This window comes from Rhodococcus sp. PAE-6, from assembly GCF_025290685.1.
Lineage (GTDB): Bacteria > Actinomycetota > Actinomycetes > Mycobacteriales > Mycobacteriaceae > Rhodococcus > Rhodococcus pyridinivorans.
In genome coordinates this window covers 107,985-128,031 of record NZ_JAOCLZ010000007.1, presented here as the reverse complement: position 1 = coordinate 128,031, position 20,047 = coordinate 107,985, and the positions used below count along the sequence as shown (strand labels likewise).

Sequence of the window (20,047 nt, the reverse complement as noted above, 5' to 3'; positions counted from 1 at the left end):
GCCGACATGGCTAGGCTTCGCGCCATGGCTGGAGACATCGTCCCGATCGAGCTCGGTCTCACCGACGGCAACCTCGTGACGCTCTGGGCGCCGCGCTGGCGCGAAGGCGACGACGAGTGGGAGGCATTCCTCGGCCACGGCGACGATCTGTACGCCTTCCCGTCGGTCCCCGAGCTCGTAGCGTTCGTGCGTTCGGGTGCCGACAACGACCTCGTCGAGCACGAGGCGTGGCCGATCGTGTCCAAGCTTGCGGCCTCGGAGTTCGAACCCGACGAACCGCACACCTACGACCTCGTCGGCGTCCCCGAACTCGTGGCCGACGATCCGGATCCCGTGTCGGTGTCCGAGCTGCAGGACACCTTCGACATCGTGAGCATCCTCGGCGACGTCTGCGATCTCGACGTCGTGACGAAGTTCTTCGAACGCGAGGAGATCGACCTCCTGTTGCAGCACGGTGTCTCGGCCTTCCGCACGCGTGAGGGCCTCGACCTGTGGAATCGCGTCGGGACCGCGGTCGCGCAGGACTGGGACGGCGTGATCGACGCGCTCGACGCCGTGATCTCCACTCCCGACGTCGATGCCGCCGTGGTCGCCGAGATCGAATCCGAGCTCGTCGCGGTCGACGAGAACGAGGTCGAGGCCGACGACACGGTCGAGGACGTCGACGCCGACGACGAGTACGAGTTCATCGACACCGATGACGAGGACGACGGCTACGAGTTCTGGGCCCGGGTCGGCATCGATCCCATCCGGATCATCACGACCGACGGCACCTGGTACTCGCTGCGGTGCTACGTGAACGACGACGCCGTCTTCCTCGGCCACGACGGCACGATCGACGTCTTCCCGTCCGAGCGCGCGCTGGCCCGCCACCTCGCCGACAACCACGACCACGACCTCGCGACGCTCGAGCCGTACACGGAGATCCAGCTCGCCGCCGTCGACGGATCGCTCGACGTGACGGTCACCGACGACAACGTCTATGTGCTCACCGGGATCGCCGACGACATCGCTCAGGGTGTTGCGGCCGTCGACCCCGACCAGCTCGAACTCGCGGTCGAGTTGTTCGTCGACGCAGCGAACTTCGCGGACGACGACTCGACGGAGGCCGCGCTCGCCGCGTCCACGGAACTCGGCTGGTTCGTCAACCACGTGATCGAACCCGACTCGGGACGCACGGCACCCAAGCCGCCGTTCGACACCGAATCCCTCGCCTGGCGCGAGCTCGAGCGCGAGTTCGAAGCGCGACTGCGTCGGCACTGACGCGGGTCGCGTCGGGTCGGCACTGACGGCAGCTCCACTTGGGCACTCCGGCGCGCGAAGTGGTCACAAGAGCGCGTTGTAACGCGCTCCGATGACCATTTCCCGCCCCGCGCACCCATAGAGGTATCTTCGGGTCGCGGTCTCTACCCGACGAGGACGGCGTATCCAGGCTTGATGACGTCGTCGATCAGTTCCAGTCGCTGGTCGAACGGGAGGAAGGCCGACTTCATCGCGTTGATCGTGAACCGTTCGAGGTCGACCCAGCTGTAGTCGAAGGTCTCGACGAGCCGCACCATCTCCTGCGTCATCGTGGTGTCGCTCATCAACCGGTTGTCGGTGTTGACGGTGACGCGGAAGCGCAGGCGGGCCAGCAGGTCGAAGGGATGCTCGGCGAGCGTGCGCACCGCGCCGGTCTGCACGTTCGACGACGGGCACAGTTCGAGGGGGATGCGCTTGTCGCGGATGTAGTTCGCGAGCCGGCCCAGAGTGGCGGTTCCGTCGTCGTGCACTTCGATGTCGTCGACGATGCGCACACCGTGGCCGAGTCTGTCGGTGCCGCAGAAGGCGACCGCTTCGTGGATGGACGGGAGCCCGAACGCCTCACCGGCGTGGATCGTGAAGTGCGCGTTGGCCGCGCGGGTGTACTCGAAGGCGTCGAGATGACGGCTGGGCGGGTTGCCCGCTTCGGCGCCGGCGATGTCGAATCCCGCCACGCCGCGGTCCCGGAAGCGCACGGCGAGTTCGGCGATCTCCAACGAGCGTGCAGCGTGCCGCATCGCAGTGAGCAGGCAGCGCACCCGGATGCGACGACCACCGGCGGCCACCTCCGATTCCCCGGCTCGGAAGCCTTCGAGGACGCGCTCGACGACCTCGTCCAGAGACAGTCCCTTCTCCAGGTGCTGCTCGGGCGCAAACCGCACCTCGGCGTACACCACGCCGTCGTCGGCGAGGTCGAGGACGCACTCGCGTGCGACGCGTTCGAGTCCTTCTGCCGTCTGCATCACGGCGACGGTGTGCTCGAAGGTCTCGAGATAGCGCTCGAGCGACCCACTGTCGGCGGATTCGCGGAACCAGCGGGCGAGATCCGCTTCGGTGTCCGCGGGCAACGACCACCCGCACGCGTCCGCGAGTTCGAGGACCGTCCGGGGACGGAGTCCGCCGTCCAGGTGATCGTGTAGGACCACTTTGGGTGCGGTGCGAACGAGTTCGGGAGTCAGACGGCCGTTCATGATCGGGACGGTAGTCGGCGGCGGCCGGTTCCGCTCGGTCTCCGGCCACCGAGCCCCTACGCCCGGATCCGTTCGATCACGAGCGGCTGCCGAACGGGGGCCGTGTCGGAGATTCGGACACCGCCGCGGAGGGCGGCGAGCGCGTCGGGGATACGTCCCGGAGTGTCGGTGTGCAGCGTCGCGATCGGCTGCCCCGCGCGGACGCGATCACCGAGGACCGCGTGCAGTTCGATACCGGCCCCGGGCTGCACGTCCTGACCCTGCCGTTCGCGACCGGCTCCGAGCCGCCAGGCGGCGATACCGACCTTGTACGCGTCGAGTTCGGAGACCACCCCGTCCGCGTCGGCGTGGAAGGTCTCGGTGTGGGTCGCGACCGGCAACGGCGCCGCGGGGTCGCCGCCCTGGGCGGCGATCATCGCGTTCCACCGGTCCATTGCGGTGCCGTCGCGCAGTCGGTCGGCGGGATCGACATCGTCGACACCGGCGGCGGCGAGCATCTCGCGGGCCAGGGCCAGGGTCAGCTCGACGACGTCGTCGGGTCCGCCGCCGGCGAGCACCTCGACGGCCTCCCGGACCTCGAGCGCGTTGCCCGCCGTGCGCCCGAGCGGGCTGTCCATGCGGGTGAGCAGGGCCGTCGTGGGCAGCCCTTCGTCGGTGCCGAGTTCGACCATGGTGCGCGCCAGCTCGCGGGCCTCGCCGAGTTCCTTCATGAAGGCGCCGCTGCCGACCTTCACATCGAGGACGAGGGCTCCGGTGCCCTCGGCGATCTTCTTGCTCATGATCGAGCTGGCGATGAGCGGGATCGACTCGACGGTCCCGGTGACGTCGCGCAGCGCGTAGAGCTTGCGGTCGGCGGGGGCGAGATCGGCACTCGCCGCGCACACGACCGCACCGACGGCCGGGTCGCTGAGAATCTCGGCGATCTCCGCGGTGGTCAGATCGGCCTTCCAGCCGGGGATCGCCTCGAGCTTGTCCAGGGTGCCGCCGGTGTGACCGAGACCGCGGCCCGACAATTGCGGGACCGCGACGCCGCAGGCCGCGACGAGCGGTGCGAGCGGCAGTGTGATCTTGTCCCCCACACCGCCTGTCGAGTGTTTGTCGACGGTGCGCAGGCCGAGAGCGGAGAAATCGAGACGACGACCGGAGTCGATCATGGCGGTGGTCCAGCGTGCCGTCTCGACCCGGCTCATGCCGCGAAACCAGACTGCCATCGCCAGGGCCGACATCTGGGCGTCGGAGACGATCTCGTGGGTGAACGCCTCGATGACCCAGTCGATCTCGGCGCCGGAGAGCTCGTGTCCGTCGCGCTTGCGGCGGATGACGGTGACGATGTCAGGCACGGCGGTCCTCGTTCTCCCGCACGGCCGCCAGATCGTCGGGGCCGAACGCGTCGGGGAGGAGCTCGCAGAGGCGACGCGGGCCACCCTGGGCGTCGACCTCGAGATCGGGACCGCCGTGTTCGAAAAGCACCTGCCGGCACCGGCCGCAGGGGGTCAGGACGTGGCCTCGGGAGTCGCAGACGGCGACGGCCCGCAGACGCCCTCCACCCTGGGCGAACAAGTTACCGACGAGTACACATTCGGCACACAGTCCCAGTCCGTGTGAGACATTTTCCACATTGCACCCGAGGACCATCCGACCGTCGACGGTGAGGCCGGCAGCCCCCACCGGGAACCCGGAGTAGGGGGCGTAGGCTCGACCCATCACCTCATGTGCTTTGGCGCGCAACATTTTCCAGTCGATGTCCGGCATGGTTCCCCATCCTGTCACGGTGGCGTGGACGACGGTAGGCGACCCCCACTGCGCCAGATCACAGTTGGAAAGGCAAACCTAACTTCGCTTTTGGGGCCTGTACGAATGGCGCAGGAGATTGGTTCCCGAGTTTGGGATGGGTCTAGAGTCGATCCAAGTCGGTTCAGGTTCACGTCGGGCCCGTACTGCGGAATCCCCCACAGGTAGGAGCAGCTCGACGCGTCCACCATTGACGTTGGAGGCACAGCACTCGATGAGCAGCACGACTGAAGCCGCCCCCGCAAAGGCGGGGCGCACACGGTCGCTTTACCGGGGAGACCCCGGCATGTGGTCCTGGGTATTGCACCGGATCACGGGCGTGGCGACATTCTTCTTCCTTTTCGTCCACGTCCTCGACACCGCACTCGTCCGGGTCAACCCCGAGACCTACGACGCGGTGATCGATACGTACAAGAACCCGATCGTCGGCCTCATGGAGCTCGGCCTGGTCGCGATGGTCCTGTACCACGCACTCAACGGCCTGCGGGTCATGCTCGTGGACTTCTGGTCGAAGGGCCCGAAGTACCAGCGCGTGATGCTCTGGACGATCCTCGCGATCTGGTTCGTGGTGATGATCCCCGCGGCCGTTCGCATCCTCTTCAACACGTTTGCGGGGCACTGACATGACCGAAGCGAAGACTCTGGGTAAGGAATACGACCGGCCCGCAGGCCTCGACAACCCGCGCACGCCGCGGCGTGCCGCGAAGAACAACTTCGAGCTCTACGCCTGGTTGTTCATGCGCCTGTCCGGCCTGGCCCTGATCATCCTGGTCCTCGGTCACCTCTTCATCATGCTGATGCTCGATGACGGCGTGCACCGCATCAACTTCGCGTTCGTCGCAGGCCGCTGGTCCAGCCCGTTCTGGCAGTTCTGGGACCTGTCGATGCTGTGGCTCGCACAGCTCCACGGCGGTAACGGTCTGCGCACCGTCATCGCGGACTACGCACGTAAGGACTCCACCCGGTTCTGGCTCAACACGATCCTCGTCGTGTCGATGATCCTGATCATGGGCCTGGGCACCTACGTGATCTTCACCTTCGACCCGAACATCACGGCGAGCTAGGGGAGCCGAACCTTCATGCAGGAACATCGTTACGACGTAGTCATCGTCGGCGCCGGCGGCGCCGGCATGCGTGCGGCCATCGAAGCCGGCCCGCGTGCGCGCACCGCAGTGCTCACGAAGCTCTACCCCACCCGCAGCCACACCGGCGCCGCTCAGGGTGGCATGTGCGCCGCCCTCGCGAACGTCGAAGAGGACAACTGGGAGTGGCACACCTTCGACACCGTCAAGGGTGGCGACTACCTGGTCGACCAGGACGCTGCGGAGATCATGGCCAAGGAGGCCATCGACGCCGTTCTCGACCTCGAGAAGATGGGTCTTCCGTTCAACCGGACGCCCGAGGGCAAGATCGACCAGCGTCGCTTCGGTGGTCACACCCGCGACCACGGTAAGGCCCCGGTCCGTCGCGCGTGCTACGCCGCCGACCGCACCGGCCACATGATTCTGCAGACGCTGTACCAGAACTGCGTCAAGCACGACGTCGAGTTCTTCAACGAGTTCTACGCACTCGACATCACCCTCACCGAAACCGAGAACGGTCCCGTCGCGACGGGTGTCGTCGCGTACGAGCTCGCGACCGGCGAGATCCACGTCTTCCACGCCAAGGCCATCGTCTTCGCGACGGGCGGCTCGGGCCGTATGTACAAGACGACGTCGAACGCCCACACCCTCACCGGTGACGGCCTCGGCATCATCTTCCGCAAGGGCCTCCCGCTCGAGGACATGGAGTTCCACCAGTTCCATCCCACGGGCCTGGCCGGTCTCGGCATCCTCATCTCGGAGGCCGTGCGCGGTGAGGGCGGCATCCTCCGCAACGCCGACGGCGAGCGGTTCATGGAGCGCTACGCCCCCACCATCAAGGACCTCGCGCCCCGCGACATCGTCGCCCGCTCGATGGTGCTCGAGGTGCTCGAGGGTCGCGGCGCCGGACCGAACAAGGATTACGTCTACATCGACGTGACCCACCTCGGCGAGGACGTCCTCGAGGAGAAGCTCCCCGACATCACCGAGTTCTCCCGCACCTACCTCGGTGTCGACCCCGTCACCGAGCTCGTGCCCGTGTTCCCGACCTGCCACTACGTCATGGGCGGTATCCCGACCAACGTCGACGGCGAGGTCCTCCGCGACAACGAGAACGTCGTGCCCGGCCTGTACGCGGCCGGCGAGTGCGCGTGCGTGTCCGTCCACGGCGCCAACCGTCTCGGCACCAACTCGCTGCTCGACATCAACGTCTTCGGTCGTCGCGCCGGCATCGCCGCCGCGGAGTACGCCAACAGCACGAAGCACGTCGAGATGCCCGAGCAGCCGACGAAGTACGTCGACGACTGGCTCGATCTGATCCTGCACCAGGGCGGCAAGGAGCGGGTGGCCGACATCCGCACCGAGCTGCAGCAGACGATGGACAACAACGCGTCGGTGTTCCGCACCGAGGAGACGTTGACGCAGGCGCTCAACGACATCCACGAGCTGAAGAAGCGTTACAAGGAGATCACCGTCCACGACAAGGGCAAGCGCTACAACAGCGACCTGCTCGAGGCGCTGGAGCTCGGCTTCCTCCTCGAGATGGCCGAGGTCACCGTCGTCGGCGCGCTGAACCGCAAGGAATCGCGTGGCGGACACGCCCGCGAGGACTACCCGAAGCGCGACGACGAGAACTTCCTCAAGCACACCATGGCGTACAAGGTGGGCGAGGAACTGATCTCCGACATTCGCCTGGACTACAAGCCGGTGGTCCAGACCCGGTACGAGCCCATGGAGCGTAAGTACTGATGACAACCATCGAGAAGACCGACACGGGCGCGTCGACACTGCCACCCGTGCCCGAGGGCGCGACGATGGTCACCCTCAAGATCGCCCGGTTCAACCCGGAGGACGACAAGGGTCAGCACTGGGATTCGTTCCAGGTGCCGGCGCTGCCGTCCGACCGTCTGCTCAACCTGTTGGGCTACGTCAAGGGTTACCTCGACGGCACGCTCACCTTCCGTCGCAGCTGCGCCCACGGCGTGTGCGGCTCGGACGCGATGCGTGTCAACGGCGTCAACCGTCTCGCCTGCAAGATCCTCATGAAGGACATGCTGGACAAGAACGGCAAGGACGTCACGATCACGATCGAGCCGATCCGTGGCCTTCCGGTCGAGAAGGACCTCGTCGTCGACATGGAGCCCTTCTTCGACGCCTACCGCGCCGTGAAGCCGTTCCTCATCGCCTCCGGCAACGAGCCGACCCGCGAGCGTATCCAGTCGCAGGCCGACCGTGCCCGGTTCGACGACACCACCAAGTGCATCCTGTGCGCGTGCTGCACCACCTCGTGCCCGGTGTACTGGAGCGACGGCAGCTACTTCGGCCCCGCCGCGATCGTCAACGCGCACCGGTTCATCTTCGATTCGCGTGACGAGGGTGCCTCCGAGCGGCTGGACATCCTCAACGACAAGGAAGGCGTGTGGCGCTGCCGCACCACCTTCAACTGCACCGACGCGTGCCCCCGTGGCATCCAGGTGACGAAGGCGATCCAGGAGGTCAAGCGCGCGCTCATGTTCGCTCGCTGATCACCTCGCACGACAGCAGGTCCGTCCCTTCGGGGACGGGCCTGCTGTCGTCGGTGCCCACTCCGCTGTGCCCACTCCGCTGTGCCCACTCCGCTGTGCCCACTCCCCTGTGCTCCGTTGCCGGTGGTCGCACCGATGCGGATCAGCGTCCGCGTGCGAACAGGAAGCCCGCGACCCACCCGACCGCGAAGATGATGACGAGCACCAGCCACAGCGGTGCCTGCAGCGAGATCCAGAAGAGGTCGATGCTCGTACTGTTGCGGTTCTGGAGAACGAACAGCGCAGCGAGCAGGACCAGGACGGCCGCGAGCGCTCTGCGCGGAGTCACCCGGAACGCGCGTTGGGGCGCGGCGGATCGCGACTGTTTTGCCACGCCTCCATCGTCGCCCGTCCGCGGCACGATCGGCACCCCCGAACCGAGTTTTCACCCCGGGAGTTCGCTCATTTCCTCCGGAAGCGCAGCCCGGCGAGGAGTCCACCGACCAGGCCCGCACCGAGGATTGCGGCGCCGCGGCGCGCGTCGAGACCCTCGTGCACCTCGAGGCGAGGCGTGATGACCGCCCCCGTGGGTGCGGGATGGTGTGCGAGTGCGAGGCTCGCTCGGGACGTCGCTGCGAACGCGGTGCAGAAGAGCACCAGGCGGGCCGTGAGGTTACCGAACACGAGGATGCCGAGGATCGGGCCGAAGGCGACGCCCGCCGGGCCGTTGAGCACACGTTCGAGGTAGATCGAACCCGTCTGCTTGAGCAGTTCGAAACCGATCCCGGCGATCGCACCCGCGACGAGCGCGCTGCGGAACGGAACGGGTTCGCGGGGCAGGCGAGCGATCACCCAGGTGAACACCAGACCGGTGGCGGCAGTGGCCGCCACCAGAGCCAGAATTCGCAGACCCACGCCGATGCCGACGAGATTCTCCATGTTGAGCAGCTCGACGATCCTGCGCGCGATCGGACCGCTGCTCAGCGCCGAGAGCCCCAACGACACGGTCATCGCGAGTCCGAGACTGAGAAGTGCGCCCCCGTCGCGCAACTTCACTACGAAGAAGTTGCCCTTGTCGCGCGGGTGCTCCCACATGGCGGTGAGGGCTTCGCGAAGATTCGTGATCCAGCCCAGACCGGCATACGAGGCGGTGAGCAGGCCGATGAGGCCGACCGCGCCGCGGGATTCGATCGCCGAGTCGATCAGGCTCTGCACGGTGCCGCCGAGCTGACCGGGAATGTTCTCGGAGATGACCTGCCGGATCTCGTCGAGCAGTTCGGGTCGCCCGGCAAGCACGAAACCGGCCAGCGAGAACACGACCATGATGATCGGGACGATCGCCAGCACCGTGAAGTAGGTCAGACCGGCCGCGTAGTAGTCGCCCTTGTTCTCCTGGTACCGAACCCCGGCCCGGAGGATGCGGTCGAGCACGGGATGGGCCGCGCGTTGACGCTCGAGAAATCCCGGCTTCTCGTCGGGTTCGCCGGCCATCCGGGTGCTCCTTCGTCTAGGTCCGCGGCAGGAAACCCACCTTGTCATAGACCTGCGCCAAGGTGCGGGATGCGACCTCGCGAGCGCGGTCCGCGCCGCCCGCGAGAATGCGGTTCAGTTCGGCCGGGTCGGCCAGGTACTCGTCGACCTTGGTGCGGATCGGGGTGACGAACTCGATGAGGACCTCTGCGGTGTCGGCCTTCAGATCGCCGTAACCCTTGCCCTCGTAGCCGGCGACGAGTTCGTCGACGCTGCGACCCGACAGCGCAGACTGGATCGTGAGCAGGTTCGACACCCCGGGCTTGTTCTCCCGGTCGAAACGGATCTCGCGCTCGTTGTCGGTCACCGCGGAGCGGATCTTCTTCGCCGACACCTTCGGATCGTCGAGGAGATTGATCAGGCCCGCGTCGGTCGTCGCGGACTTGCTCATCTTCGACGTCGGATCCTGCAGATCGTAGATCTTCGCGGTCTCCTTCACGATCGTCGGCTCGGGGACGACGAAGGTCTTGCCGAAGCGGGAGTTGAAGCGCTGCGCGAGATCTCGCGTGAGTTCGAGGTGCTGACGCTGGTCCTCCCCCACCGGCACGTGGCTCGCGCGGTAGAGCAGGATGTCGGCGGCCATGAGGATCGGATAGGTGAACAGGCCGACGCCGGCGTGCTCGGTGCCCTGCTTGGCCGACTTGTCCTTGAACTGCGTCATCCGGCTGGCCTCACCGAAACCGGTGATGCAGCTCAGGACCCAGGCGAGCTCGGCGTGCTCGGGCACCTGGCTCTGCACGAACAGCACGGACTTCTCCGGATCGATACCGATCGCGAGCAACTGCGCCACGGAGACGAGCACTCGCTTGCGCAGCAGCTTCGGCTCGTGCGGAACGGTGATCGCGTGCAGATCGGGGATGAAGTAGAAGGCGTCGTTCTCGTCCTGCGCCGGAACCCACTGCGCCAGCGCCCCGAGGAAGTTCCCGAGGTGGAACGAATCCGAGGTGGGCTGGATGCCGGACAGCACACGGGGGCGGGCCTTCGGCTTCGTGGCGTTCTGTTCTGCAGTGCTCGACATGCCGTCGATGATTCCACGCAGGCCACGCCGCGCTGCGACCGAGGTGGGCACTTCTGCGCCGATCCGCAGAAGCGGTCAGCGATCGAAGGTCACGGTCACCGGTGCATGGTCGGACCAGCGCTGGTCGTAGCTCGCTGCGCGTTCGACGCGGGCCTCGCTCGCGCGGGCCGCCAGGCCCGGGGTCACGAGGTGGTAGTCGATGCGCCAGCCTGCGTCGGTGTCGAATGCCTTGCCGCGGTACGACCACCACGAATAGGGGCCCGCGACGTCGCCGTGGAGGTCACGCACCACGTCGCGCCAGCCGGTCTCGAGGAGGTCGCCGACCCACGCGCGCTCCTCGGGCAGGAAGCCGGACTTCTTGACGTTGCCCTTCCAGTTCTTGATGTCCCGCTCGGTAGGGGCGATGTTCCAGTCGCCGCACACCACCATGTCGCGACCTGCGGCCGTCACCGCGGCGTACCGTTCGGCGAGGTAGGTCGCGAAGCTCTTCATGAAGTGTTCCTTCTCGTCCTGCTTCGGCGTCTGTGCTTCACCGGTCGGCAGGTAGAGGCTTCCCACCGTCACGTCGCCGAAGTCGGCCTCGATGTAGCGGCCGGCCGAGGCGAACTCGTCGACGTCGAATCCGACGCGGACGGCGTCCGCCGGGACACGCGAGAGGATCGCCACCCCGGCGCGGCCCTTGGCCGAGGACTCCGCGCCGACACAGTGCCATCCGGCCTCCAGCGCCGGGGCGATCGCGGCGTGGAACTGCTTCTCGGTGGCCCGCACCTCCTGCAGGCACACGATGTCGGCGGCCGACGAGGCGAGCCAGTCGACGAGACCCTTGGCTGCGGCTGCGCGCACGCCGTTGACGTTCACGGTGGTGATCACGAGAGGCACCGGGTCACCGTAGCCGACGCCGACGATGCCGCTGCTCCACCGTGGAAGGAGCCTGCCGTGAGAGTGGCTCACCCCACGACCGCGAGTTCCACAAGACGGAACACATTCACCAATTTCTCTCATTCAGCGGAACGTCCCGAGAGTATTCCTGGGGAAACACTCATGTGTTCCATTCTGCGGATTGTTCGAACCGTTCTGTGGGCCTGGAGTGACTCGCATGACACAGGCATCGACGGTCGCCGGAGCCGACGGCGGCGTGCGGAGCGTCGCCCGCGCGTTCGATCTGCTCAACGCATTCGACGCCGAGCACCCGATCCGGACGCTGCGCGAACTCGTCGGGATCACCGGGCTCCCCAAGTCGACGGTGGTGGACTGGCCGCTCCCGGATCGACATTCCCCTCGAGTGGGAATGGCTGCGCGCCGGGGGTCTGTTCGGCCACCTGCTGACCGAGCAGACGGAGCGGCAGCGCGCTCCGCACCGCGATCCGGTGGGCGCGCACCGGTAGACGAGTGGATCGACGGGGCCGTCCTCCGAGGAGGACGTCCCCGTCGTCATGTCCGGTCCGCCGGAGCGACACGGGCGACGGTGCGCGCCCGCACGATCAGATGACGGAGCGGCGGGACGGAACCCTCCGCTCGACCGTTCCTCCGACCACCGTCGAGCTCGCCGCGCCGCACCCGGTACCGCTCGCGCAGCACCGCGGCGCGCAGGGCGGCGGTGACACCCGGGAAGCGACCCCGACGGCCCACCCCGACGGTGCCGAGGAGCAGGACGGCGGCCGGCAGGACTATCCAGGCGTACAGGACGGCGGCGGAGGCGATCGCCTCGGCGACGGCGTCCTCGTCGAGCGCCGCCCACACGATTCCCGCACCGACCACGACGTAGAGGGTGCCACCCAACGCCGCGGCCAGGACCGCGCCGACGTATCGGCGGAGCAACCAGCAGCGGACCGTCCACAGCACGAGGACGACGGCCGTGAACATCGTGATCGCGGACGTGACCACCACGAAGACCATGTCCGAGGAATCCAGGAAGGGCCCGGAGCCCGACTCGTCGTCGAACACCACGATCATGAGGAGCCCCGTCACCACCGTGACGACGGCCAGGACCGCGAGTTCGACGGCGAGCGCCGCGAAGGGGTGGCCGGCGACCCGCGGGTCGCCCGGTCGCAGCCTCGCCGCCGTGGCGAGCAGTTCACGTCGGCGCAGCAGCGACGCCTCCCGGCGCAGACGACGGCGGGCACCGACGCCGCGTTGGGTCGCGAGGAACAGGTCCTGGCTGAGTACCACGATCACGAAGACCGCCGGGAACAGCAGCAGCGCCGCCAGATCCACGGAGTGCGGGAGACCGTCGAGCAGCGCTGCGACGAAGGTCATCGTCGCTCCGACACCGAACACCGACCCGCACAGTTCGAGGTGCTCGAGGCGCAACGCCTCGGTCGATCGGGACGAACCCTCGGCGGCGATGACCGGTCCGAGCGACCACGCGATGAGATTGAGCGCGATGACGAGGGCGGCGAGCACCCCGAGGACGGCGGCGGCCTCACCCATCGTGAGGGTGGTGAGCACGCCGCTGCGCACCGGCGTGGACCGGTCGTAGGCCAGTTCGTCGGTGCGGCGGGCGATCGCGTGGATCAGATTCGGCGCGAGCGCGACGGGCAGGTAGGCCAGCGCCGAGCCGAACATCAGCATCCATACCCGGGTCCAGAACCGCCGGCGGGCGTGCGCTCCGCCGCGGGCTTCGGAGTCGGTGGCAGTGGTGGTCACGGCCGTCCTCCTCCCGAGCCCTACGGTGATGCGACTGACAGTGGTACACGAAACGGTAGCCGGTGCCGGGAGTGCTCGGGAACACGACACGGGACGCCCGATTGGGGCGTCCCGTGTACGTGCTGTCGAGAACGGAGCGGAAGATCAGGCGCGAGCCTTCTGCAGGTTCTCGTCGAGTGCTGCGAGGAACTCCTCGGTGGTCAGCCAGCCCTGCTCGGGGCCGACGAGCAGGGCGAGGTCCTTGGTCATCTGACCGGCTTCGACGGTCTTGATGACGACGTCCTCGAGCTGCTGCGCGAACTCGATGACCTCGGGGGTGTTGTCCAGCTTGCCGCGGTGCTCGAGGCCACGGGTCCAGGCGAAGATCGACGCGATCGGGTTGGTCGACGTCGGCTTGCCCTGCTGGTGCTGACGGTAGTGCCGGGTGACGGTGCCGTGTGCGGCCTCCGCCTCGACGGTCTTGCCATCCGGGGTCATCAGGACGGAGGTCATCAGCCCCAGCGAGCCGTAGCCCTGCGCGACGGTGTCGGACTGGACGTCGCCGTCGTAGTTCTTGCAGGCCCAGACGTAGCCGCCCTCCCACTTGAGGGACGATGCGACCATGTCGTCGATGAGGCGGTGCTCGTAGGTGAGACCGGCGGCGTCGAACTCCGCCTTGAACTCTTCCTCGTAGATCCGCTGGAACTCGTCCTTGAACATGCCGTCGTAGGCCTTCAGGATCGTGTTCTTGGTCGACAGGTAGACCGGGTAGTTGCGCTGCAGGCCGTACGAGAGCGAGGCGCGCGCGAAGTCCTGGATGGACTTCTTGTAGTTGTACATACCCATCACGACGCCGCCGTCCTCGGGGATCTGGCAGACCTCGTGCTGGATCGGCTCGCTGCCGTCCTCGGGCGTGAAGGTGATGGTGACGGTGCCCGGGCGGTCGACCTTGAAGTCGGTGGCGCGGTACTGATCGCCGAACGCGTGACGGCCGACGATGACGGGCTTGGTCCAGCCCGGCACCAGACGCGGCACGTTCGAGATGATGATGGGCGCGCGGAAGATGGTGCCGCCGAGGATGTTACGGATGGTGCCGTTGGGCGACCGCCACATCTTCTTCAGGCCGAACTCCTCGACACGCGCTTCGTCGGGGGTGATGGTGGCGCACTTGACGCCGACGTTGTGCTTCTTGATGGCGTTCGCCGCATCGACCGTCACCTGGTCGTCGGTGGCGTCGCGGTTCTCCACGCCGAGGTCGTAGTACTCGAGATCCACGTCCAGGTACGGGTGGATCAGCTTGTCCTTGATGAACTGCCAGATGATGCGGGTCATCTCGTCGCCGTCGAGCTCGACGACCTTACCTTCAACCTTGATCTTGGACATATGCGTTTCGTGTCCTCCTAGGACGTTTCTGTAGGTCCCCAATCGACCGCACTTTGTGGGTGCGGTCGCCGTCGGCTCGCGAGCAGCGAGCATGGCCGTGTCCACGTCCTGAACCGCGGCCAAACATGACAAGCGTACTGCTATTGCCGACGACCGCAAAGCGCCTCGTCCCACCCTCACGCCCTACCGACCGGTAACTTTCCTGCTGGTCAGGGATGTTCAGAGGGTGCATAAAGACCCTGCAACGGAGAGTCGCTAGACTGCCGGGAAAGTCATGAGTGCCAGCGTCAAGCCCCGGCTTGCTGGCCGGCAACCCTCCGACCGGGGTGGGGTGCTCCGGGTGATGACACGGTCGGTGGAACCCCACCGACAAGCCTGTTGTCGGGAGGACTGAGATGATGATGTGTTGTCGCACGCAAGCCACGATCACACCTCCCATCACCGCCGGAAGGACACGATGACCGACATCCGCAGCCGGCGCTGCCAGCCCACCGCGAGCCTCGAGGCGGTCATCTCTTGACGGCGGGCACCGAGCGGCGTCGCGTCGAACTGCCCCCGGCAGACGGACGCCTCGACACCATCGACATCGGCGATCTCGCGCTCGAGAGCGGCGAGACGCTGCCGAACGTCACCGTCGCCGTGCAGAGGTGGGGCGAACTGTCCCCCGCCCGCGACAACGTGGTGCTCGTCGAACACGCCCTCACCGGCGACTCGCACGTCACCGGCCCCGCCGGACCGGACCATCCGTCCCCCGGCTGGTGGTCGGGCATGGTCGGCCCCGGTGCTCCGATCGACACCGACCGCTGGTGCGTGGTTTCGACGAACATTCTCGGCGGGTGCCGCGGCACCACCGGCCCCGGCAGCACCGCACCCGACGGCAAGGCCTGGGGATCCCGCTTCCCGCTGATCACCGTGCGCGACCAGGTGGCGGCCGAGGTGGCGCTGCTCGACAGGCTCGGCATCGACGTCCTCGCCGCCGTGACCGGCGGATCGATGGGTGGCATGCGCACCCTCGAGTGGATCATCGCGTACCCGGAGCGGGTGCGAGCGTCGCTCGTCCTCGCCACCGGTGCCCGCGCGACCGCCGACCAGATCGGCACCCAGACCGCGCAGATGGCTGCCATCACGGCCGACCCCGACTGGCAGGGCGGCGACTACTACGGCACGGGGCGGCGTCCCGAAGCCGGACTCGCCATCGCCCGGACCATCGCGCACCTCACCTACCGGACCGAACTCGAACTCGACACGCGCTTCGGGAATCTACCCCAGGACGACGAGGACCCGTGGCGCGGCGGCCGGTACGCCGTGCAGAGCTATCTCGAGCACCAGGCGCGCAAGCTCGTCGCGCGTTTCGATCCCGGTACCTACGTGGTGTTGTCCGACGTGATGAACCGGCACGACGTCGGGCGCGGACGCGGCGGCGTCGAGGCCGCACTCGCGTCCACCCCGGTCCCGACGATCGTCGCCGGCGTCGACTCCGACCGCCTGTACCCGCTGCGCCTGCAGCAGGAGATCGCCGATCTGCTCCCGGGATCGGGCGACCTGCGTGTGCTCGTCTCCCGCGACGGACACGACGGATTCCTCACCGAGGCCGACGAGGTCGCGAAGCTCCTCGTCGAACTGATGAAGCTCGCCGAGGGCTAGTCGGTTCCCAGCGGGTCGATCGACGCGGCGAGCGCCACCACGATTCCGCCGACGACCATCATCGAGGCGACGTCGAACGCCTTGCCGCGTACCGCGAGGACACCGACCTTGTCCTCGTCGAGAGCCCAGCGGAACAGGCCGGCGAGGATGGTGGCGCCGCCGAAGACGAACGCTCCGCGTCGCCACCGATCGGCGATCACCAAGATCACCGCTGCCGCGATCACCAGGGTGACCGCGAGCAGCGGCAGGTTCAGACGCGTGAATCGCATAGCCCGAGCCATCTCGTCTCCCGGGGTCGTCGACCCGCTTATCGGGTCGCGAGCAGCTCGGCCCGCTCCACGACGTTGGTCAGCAGGAAGGCGCGGGTGAGCGGTCCAACGCCACCGGGGTTCGGGGACACGAAGCCCGCGACCTCGCGCACGTCCGCGGCGACGTCGCCGCGCAGTCCGTCCTCGGTGCGGGAGACACCCACGTCCAGCACAGCGGCGCCGGGCTTGACCATGTCCGCCGTCACCAGCCCGGGAACACCTGCGGCGGCGACGATGATGTCGGCGCGACGCACCTCTGCAGCGAGATCACGAGTGCCGGTGTGGCAGAGGGTGACCGTCGCGTTCTCCGAACGACGGGTCAGCAGCAGACCGATCGGGCGGCCGACGGTGACGCCACGACCGACCACCACCACGTGCGCGCCGGCGATCTCCACGTCGTAGCGGCGCAGCAGGTGGATGATGCCGCGCGGCGTGCAGGGCAGCGGAGCCTCCTTGCCGAGCACGAGCCGGCCGAGGTTGACCGGGTGCAATCCGTCGGCGTCCTTGCCCGGATCCATGCGCTCGAGCGCCGCGTTCTCGTCGAGATGCTTCGGCAGCGGGAGCTGGACTATGTAGCCGGTGCAGGCAGGGTCGGCGTTGAGCTCGTCGATCGCCTCGAACAGCTGTTCCTGGGTGATGTCGGCGGGCAGATCCTTGCGGATCGACGTGATGCCGACCTTCGCGCAGTCGTTGTGCTTACCGCGCACATAGGCCGCGGATCCCGGATCGTCGCCGACGAGGATCGTGCCGAGACCGGGCGTGACGCCCTTGGCCTTCAGCGCATCCACGCGGACCTTCAGGTCCTCGAAGATTTCGTCGCGGGTTGCTTTGCCGTCCAGGATCGTCGCAGTCACGTCGTTCATTCTTCCAGGCGCCCGTCCGGCGTCGAATCGCGGCCGGTACCGGAAACCGTCCGCGCGCCGGGAGGCAGGCAGTCCCGGGATAGTTCCGCGAAGGCTTCGGCGAGGTGCCGCTCGTACTGCTCGGGGTCGGGCATGCAAGAGTCCGAGGCCAGAAAGGACAAGGTGAGAACCTCGCCGAGCGAGGTCACGGAGTGGACGAGACCGTAGTTCCGGTTGAGCATCGGAGTACCGATCGCCTCGACGGCGGGACTGCCACCGAATCGGAGGCCCTCGACCGGCCCGCGCGGCACATTCGTCACGGTGGTGTTGGCCAGCGGCACCACGTCTCCCGTGGGCCCCACCCGCCCGCGGTGCGCTCTCCGGATCGTCATCGCCAGGTCGAACGCGGGCGATGCATCCACCGCCGCAACGGAGGCAGCCGACTCCGGACGCCGGATGCGCTGTTTCTCGAGAGCGGCCGACTCGTGGACTCGGCGGAGTCGCTCGCGCGGATCAGCCCGATCGAGGTGCAGGTCGACATACATGAGCGTGACCTTGTTCTCCGACTCCGCTCCCGCTCCGTCCCGGAGGGATCCCGGAACGATCGCCGCCGGTGAATCGGCGGGAATTTCCTCGTAGGACGCGAGGTAGGCGCGTAGTCCGCCCGAGACGACCGTCAGGATCACGTCGTTCACCGAGGTATCCGTGGCGCGCGCGACGGCACGCACCTCCGGCAACGGCATACGGACGACGCCGAGCTGCCAGGCGCTGCCGGCGTCGGTGTCGAAGCGGGTGCGGGGACGCTGCGGCCGGGGGGCGGTGATCTCCCCCGATGCGGTGAGACCACCCAGTGCTCGTCGAGCGCGACGTGCTGCGACCAGAGCCGGGAGCATCCTCGCGTACCGGAAGGGCAGCGAGACCGCCGCGCGGACCGGTCCCGGCACGGCGACGACGCGTCCTCCCGTCGAAGGGGCGGCAGCCGGATCGTCGAGCAGTGCACGAGCGATCTCGACGGCTCCGAGCCCGTCGGTCACCGAGTGGTGCAGGAGCAACGCGACGATGGTGGCGCCCTCGGGAAGGTCCTCGACACCGCGGATGTCGGTCAGGACGTGCACTTCCCACGGCGGTGCGGACAGATCGAGGCAGCGTTCCTTCATCGACGCGAGCAGTCGATGCAACCCGCTGCGCGAGGTCGGTCCGATCGTCTCGTACCGGACGTGATCGTCCGGATCGACGCCGGTCTCGACCCAGTACGGGAAGTCGAGGTTCGCCGGCACGCGGTGCAGGCGTCGGGTGAGCGCCGGTGTGCGATGCAGGCGCTCCCCGATCCAGGTGACGGCGTCCCCACGTGTGCGGATGGGGGCCTCGCCTCCCCGGGCGTCGAACACGTAGAAGCTCACCATGGTCGACGGCGGAGCTTCGGGGTCGGTGTCCCCCACGAAGACGTGGAGCGCGTCCCGCGCGGCCAGTCTGATCCCGCGTCGGCGTGTCATCGCGATGGTTCTCTCCCGGGTCGCCCGCTGCTCGTGCCTCTCGATTGAACCAGTTACCGCTCGGGGCCACACCCGGTCGACGATTCGCGTACACGAGCGCGGAGCGGTGTAATTCGGCCATGGCGCACCGAGTCGGATCGACGACCGGCAGTACACAAGGCCGGGCCGTGCGTCGCGTCCTGTTCTCGTTCGCAGGCGGCCTCGGCCATCTCGCACCGATGCTCCCGATCGCCGACGTCCTGCGCGGGGCCGGCCACCGTCTCGGCGTGTACGGGGAGGCGGACGTCCTCGCAGGCACCGAAGGCTTCGACGCACACTTCCCCGAGGGGGAGACGACATCTCCTTCCGGTCGGTCCACGGGCACGCTCGCTCCTCCCGACCTCGACCACGAGTACTCGGTGATCGGCACCCACTTCGCCGGTGTGCTCGCGGCGCGACGATTCGACCTGGTCCGCGATGTCATCGACCGCTGGCATCCGGATCTGGTGATCTGCGACGAGATGGACTTCGGTGCGATGACGGCGGCCGAGCACGCCGCCGTTCCCCGCGTGGTGGTCGCCGTCATCGCGTCCGGAGCACTCACCCGGATCGACCGCATCCGTGAGCCACTGGGACGACTACGGGCCGCCCACGACCTCCCTTCCGATCACGAGTGCTCTTTCCTGACACAGGATTTGGTCATCTCACCATTCCCACCGTCGTTCCGTGATCCTGATGTCCCGTTGCCTCCCACAGCCGTCTCGACAGGGCCGGGCCCGTCGCTCGCATCCCGCGAACACCCTGCGATCGACTGGCTTCGTAGCGGCGAGAAGCCCCACCGCGTGTACGTCACGCTGGGTACCGTCTTCAACACCGAGTCCGGTGATCTCATCGTCCGTCTCCTCCGGGGGCTGCACCGACTACCTGCGCGCGTGCTCGTCACCGTCGGCCGGGACATCGACCCGGCCACCCTGCCGTCACCGGGCGGCAACGTCCGCATCGAGCGGTTCGTGCCCCAGTCGGCCGTGCTCCCGCACGTCGATGTCGTCGTAAACCACGGCGGATCGGGCAGCGTCATCGGTGCGCTCACCCACGGCGTTCCGGTCGTCGCGCTTCCGATGGGCGCGGACCAGGAACTCAACGCCCGACGGCTGGTCGCGCTGGGCGCAGGGACCACGGTCGATCCCGTCACCGTAACCTCGGCAAAGATCGGAGGGATCACCCTCGACGCGCTGTCCTCGCGTTCTCTCCGCCGCGGGGCCGAGCAATTGCGCGACGAGATCTCACGATTGCCTCCCCCGGCATCCGTGCTCGCGCTGCTCGAGGATCGGATGTTCCGGTCCCGGCTGCGCTGAA

At 67.6% G+C, this 20,047-nt stretch carries 20 protein-coding genes and 1 riboswitch; of the genes, 8 read left to right on the top strand and 12 right to left on the bottom strand.

The annotated features are described in order from the left end of the window. Nucleotides 1-24: 24 nt before the first annotated feature. Nucleotides 25-1,263: a hypothetical protein gene (locus NVV99_RS15645; RefSeq protein WP_006550132.1), complete on the top strand. Its 1,239-nt coding sequence runs from the start codon at nt 25-27 to the stop codon at nt 1,261-1,263. Nucleotides 1,264-1,406: 143 nt separating this feature from the next. Here the strand turns inward: NVV99_RS15645 and NVV99_RS15640 are convergent, their stop codons facing one another. Genes NVV99_RS15640 through NVV99_RS15630 form a run of 3 tightly spaced genes read right to left on the bottom strand, consistent with a single transcriptional unit; the run spans nt 1,407 to nt 4,244 of the window. Beyond that, entirely contained in the window at nt 1,407-2,492 is a 1,086-nt protein-coding gene (locus NVV99_RS15640) for an adenosine deaminase (RefSeq protein WP_006550131.1), read from the bottom strand. Between the two features lie 56 nt (nt 2,493-2,548). After that, nucleotides 2,549-3,832, bottom strand: a complete 1,284-nt coding sequence (locus tag NVV99_RS15635; RefSeq protein WP_024101555.1) for a thymidine phosphorylase — start codon at nt 3,830-3,832, stop codon at nt 2,549-2,551. Then, on the bottom strand, nt 3,825-4,244 hold the full coding sequence (locus NVV99_RS15630; RefSeq protein WP_024101556.1) for a cytidine deaminase: 420 nt from the start codon (nt 4,242-4,244) through the stop codon (nt 3,825-3,827). The genes NVV99_RS15635 and NVV99_RS15630 overlap by 8 nt, the downstream gene beginning before the upstream one ends. Before the next feature lie 253 nt (nt 4,245-4,497). Here NVV99_RS15630 and sdhC point away from each other — a divergent pair, with 253 nt between their 5' ends. From sdhC to NVV99_RS15610, 4 genes are read left to right on the top strand one after another with little or no spacing between them, the layout of a single operon-like run. Beyond that, on the top strand, nt 4,498-4,905 hold the full coding sequence (gene sdhC / locus NVV99_RS15625) for a succinate dehydrogenase, cytochrome b556 subunit (protein WP_071935442.1): 408 nt from the start codon (nt 4,498-4,500) through the stop codon (nt 4,903-4,905). A gap of 1 nt (nt 4,906) precedes the next feature. Next, a complete protein-coding gene (locus tag NVV99_RS15620; protein WP_006550127.1) occupies nt 4,907-5,347 on the top strand; it encodes a succinate dehydrogenase hydrophobic membrane anchor subunit in 441 nt (146 codons plus the stop codon). Between the two features lie 15 nt (nt 5,348-5,362). Continuing rightward, complete coding sequence (gene sdhA, locus NVV99_RS15615) at nt 5,363-7,114, top strand: succinate dehydrogenase flavoprotein subunit (RefSeq protein WP_024101557.1); 1,752 nt, start codon at nt 5,363-5,365, stop codon at nt 7,112-7,114. After that, a complete protein-coding gene (locus NVV99_RS15610) occupies nt 7,114-7,890 on the top strand; it encodes a succinate dehydrogenase iron-sulfur subunit (RefSeq protein ID WP_006550125.1) in 777 nt (258 codons plus the stop codon). The genes sdhA and NVV99_RS15610 overlap by 1 nt, the downstream gene beginning before the upstream one ends. A gap of 142 nt (nt 7,891-8,032) precedes the next feature. Here NVV99_RS15610 and NVV99_RS15605 read toward each other — a convergent pair whose 3' ends face one another. The 4 genes from NVV99_RS15605 to NVV99_RS15590 form a co-directional block, all read right to left on the bottom strand. Then, nucleotides 8,033-8,263 carry a LapA family protein gene (locus NVV99_RS15605; RefSeq protein ID WP_231913252.1) on the bottom strand — a complete coding sequence of 77 codons (231 nt, stop codon included), beginning with the start codon at nt 8,261-8,263 and terminating at the stop codon, nt 8,033-8,035. A 68-nt stretch (nt 8,264-8,331) separates the two neighbouring features. Next, entirely contained in the window at nt 8,332-9,360 is a 1,029-nt protein-coding gene (locus tag NVV99_RS15600; protein WP_006550122.1) for a YhjD/YihY/BrkB family envelope integrity protein, read from the bottom strand. A 16-nt stretch (nt 9,361-9,376) separates the two neighbouring features. Further along, a complete protein-coding gene (gene trpS, locus NVV99_RS15595) occupies nt 9,377-10,417 on the bottom strand; it encodes a tryptophan--tRNA ligase (RefSeq protein ID WP_024101559.1) in 1,041 nt (346 codons plus the stop codon). Nucleotides 10,418-10,492: 75 nt separating this feature from the next. After that, nucleotides 10,493-11,296 carry an exodeoxyribonuclease III gene (locus tag NVV99_RS15590; protein WP_019288552.1) on the bottom strand — a complete coding sequence of 268 codons (804 nt, stop codon included), beginning with the start codon at nt 11,294-11,296 and terminating at the stop codon, nt 10,493-10,495. Nucleotides 11,297-11,513: 217 nt separating this feature from the next. On the opposite strand from NVV99_RS15590, the gene NVV99_RS15585 reads away from it, so the two are divergent. Then, nucleotides 11,514-11,906, top strand: coding sequence for a helix-turn-helix domain-containing protein (locus tag NVV99_RS15585; RefSeq protein ID WP_080678475.1), 393 nt, complete (start codon nt 11,514-11,516; stop codon nt 11,904-11,906). Here NVV99_RS15585 and NVV99_RS15580 read toward each other — a convergent pair. Both NVV99_RS15580 and NVV99_RS15575 read right to left on the bottom strand, forming a co-directional pair. Next, on the bottom strand, nt 11,849-13,063 hold the full coding sequence (locus tag NVV99_RS15580) for a hypothetical protein (RefSeq protein WP_024101560.1): 1,215 nt from the start codon (nt 13,061-13,063) through the stop codon (nt 11,849-11,851). The two genes, NVV99_RS15585 and NVV99_RS15580, sit on opposite strands and share 58 nt — an antisense overlap. A 144-nt stretch (nt 13,064-13,207) precedes the next feature. Continuing rightward, nucleotides 13,208-14,425, bottom strand: a complete 1,218-nt coding sequence (locus NVV99_RS15575) for an NADP-dependent isocitrate dehydrogenase (RefSeq protein WP_006550117.1) — start codon at nt 14,423-14,425, stop codon at nt 13,208-13,210. A 270-nt stretch (nt 14,426-14,695) separates the two neighbouring features. Further along, nucleotides 14,696-14,807, top strand: a riboswitch (SAM riboswitch). 134 nt (nt 14,808-14,941) lie between these two features. Between NVV99_RS15575 and NVV99_RS15570 the strand changes: the two genes are divergently transcribed. Beyond that, complete coding sequence (locus NVV99_RS15570; protein ID WP_024101561.1) at nt 14,942-16,069, top strand: homoserine O-acetyltransferase; 1,128 nt, start codon at nt 14,942-14,944, stop codon at nt 16,067-16,069. Here NVV99_RS15570 and NVV99_RS15565 read toward each other — a convergent pair. Genes NVV99_RS15565 through NVV99_RS15555 form a run of 3 tightly spaced genes read right to left on the bottom strand, consistent with a single transcriptional unit; the run spans nt 16,066 to nt 18,712 of the window. Further along, complete coding sequence (locus NVV99_RS15565) at nt 16,066-16,350, bottom strand: DUF3017 domain-containing protein (protein WP_024101562.1); 285 nt, start codon at nt 16,348-16,350, stop codon at nt 16,066-16,068. The genes NVV99_RS15570 and NVV99_RS15565 overlap by 4 nt on opposite strands. Before the next feature lie 26 nt (nt 16,351-16,376). Further along, entirely contained in the window at nt 16,377-17,231 is an 855-nt protein-coding gene (locus tag NVV99_RS15560) for a bifunctional methylenetetrahydrofolate dehydrogenase/methenyltetrahydrofolate cyclohydrolase (protein ID WP_006550113.1), read from the bottom strand. Nucleotides 17,232-17,236: 5 nt separating this feature from the next. After that, on the bottom strand, nt 17,237-18,712 hold the full coding sequence (locus NVV99_RS15555) for a wax ester/triacylglycerol synthase domain-containing protein (RefSeq protein WP_024101563.1): 1,476 nt from the start codon (nt 18,710-18,712) through the stop codon (nt 17,237-17,239). Between the two features lie 119 nt (nt 18,713-18,831). Between NVV99_RS15555 and NVV99_RS15550 the strand changes: the two genes are divergently transcribed. After that, nucleotides 18,832-20,046, top strand: a complete 1,215-nt coding sequence (locus NVV99_RS15550) for a glycosyltransferase (RefSeq protein WP_051424838.1) — start codon at nt 18,832-18,834, stop codon at nt 20,044-20,046. Nucleotide 20,047: the final 1 nt, after the last annotated feature.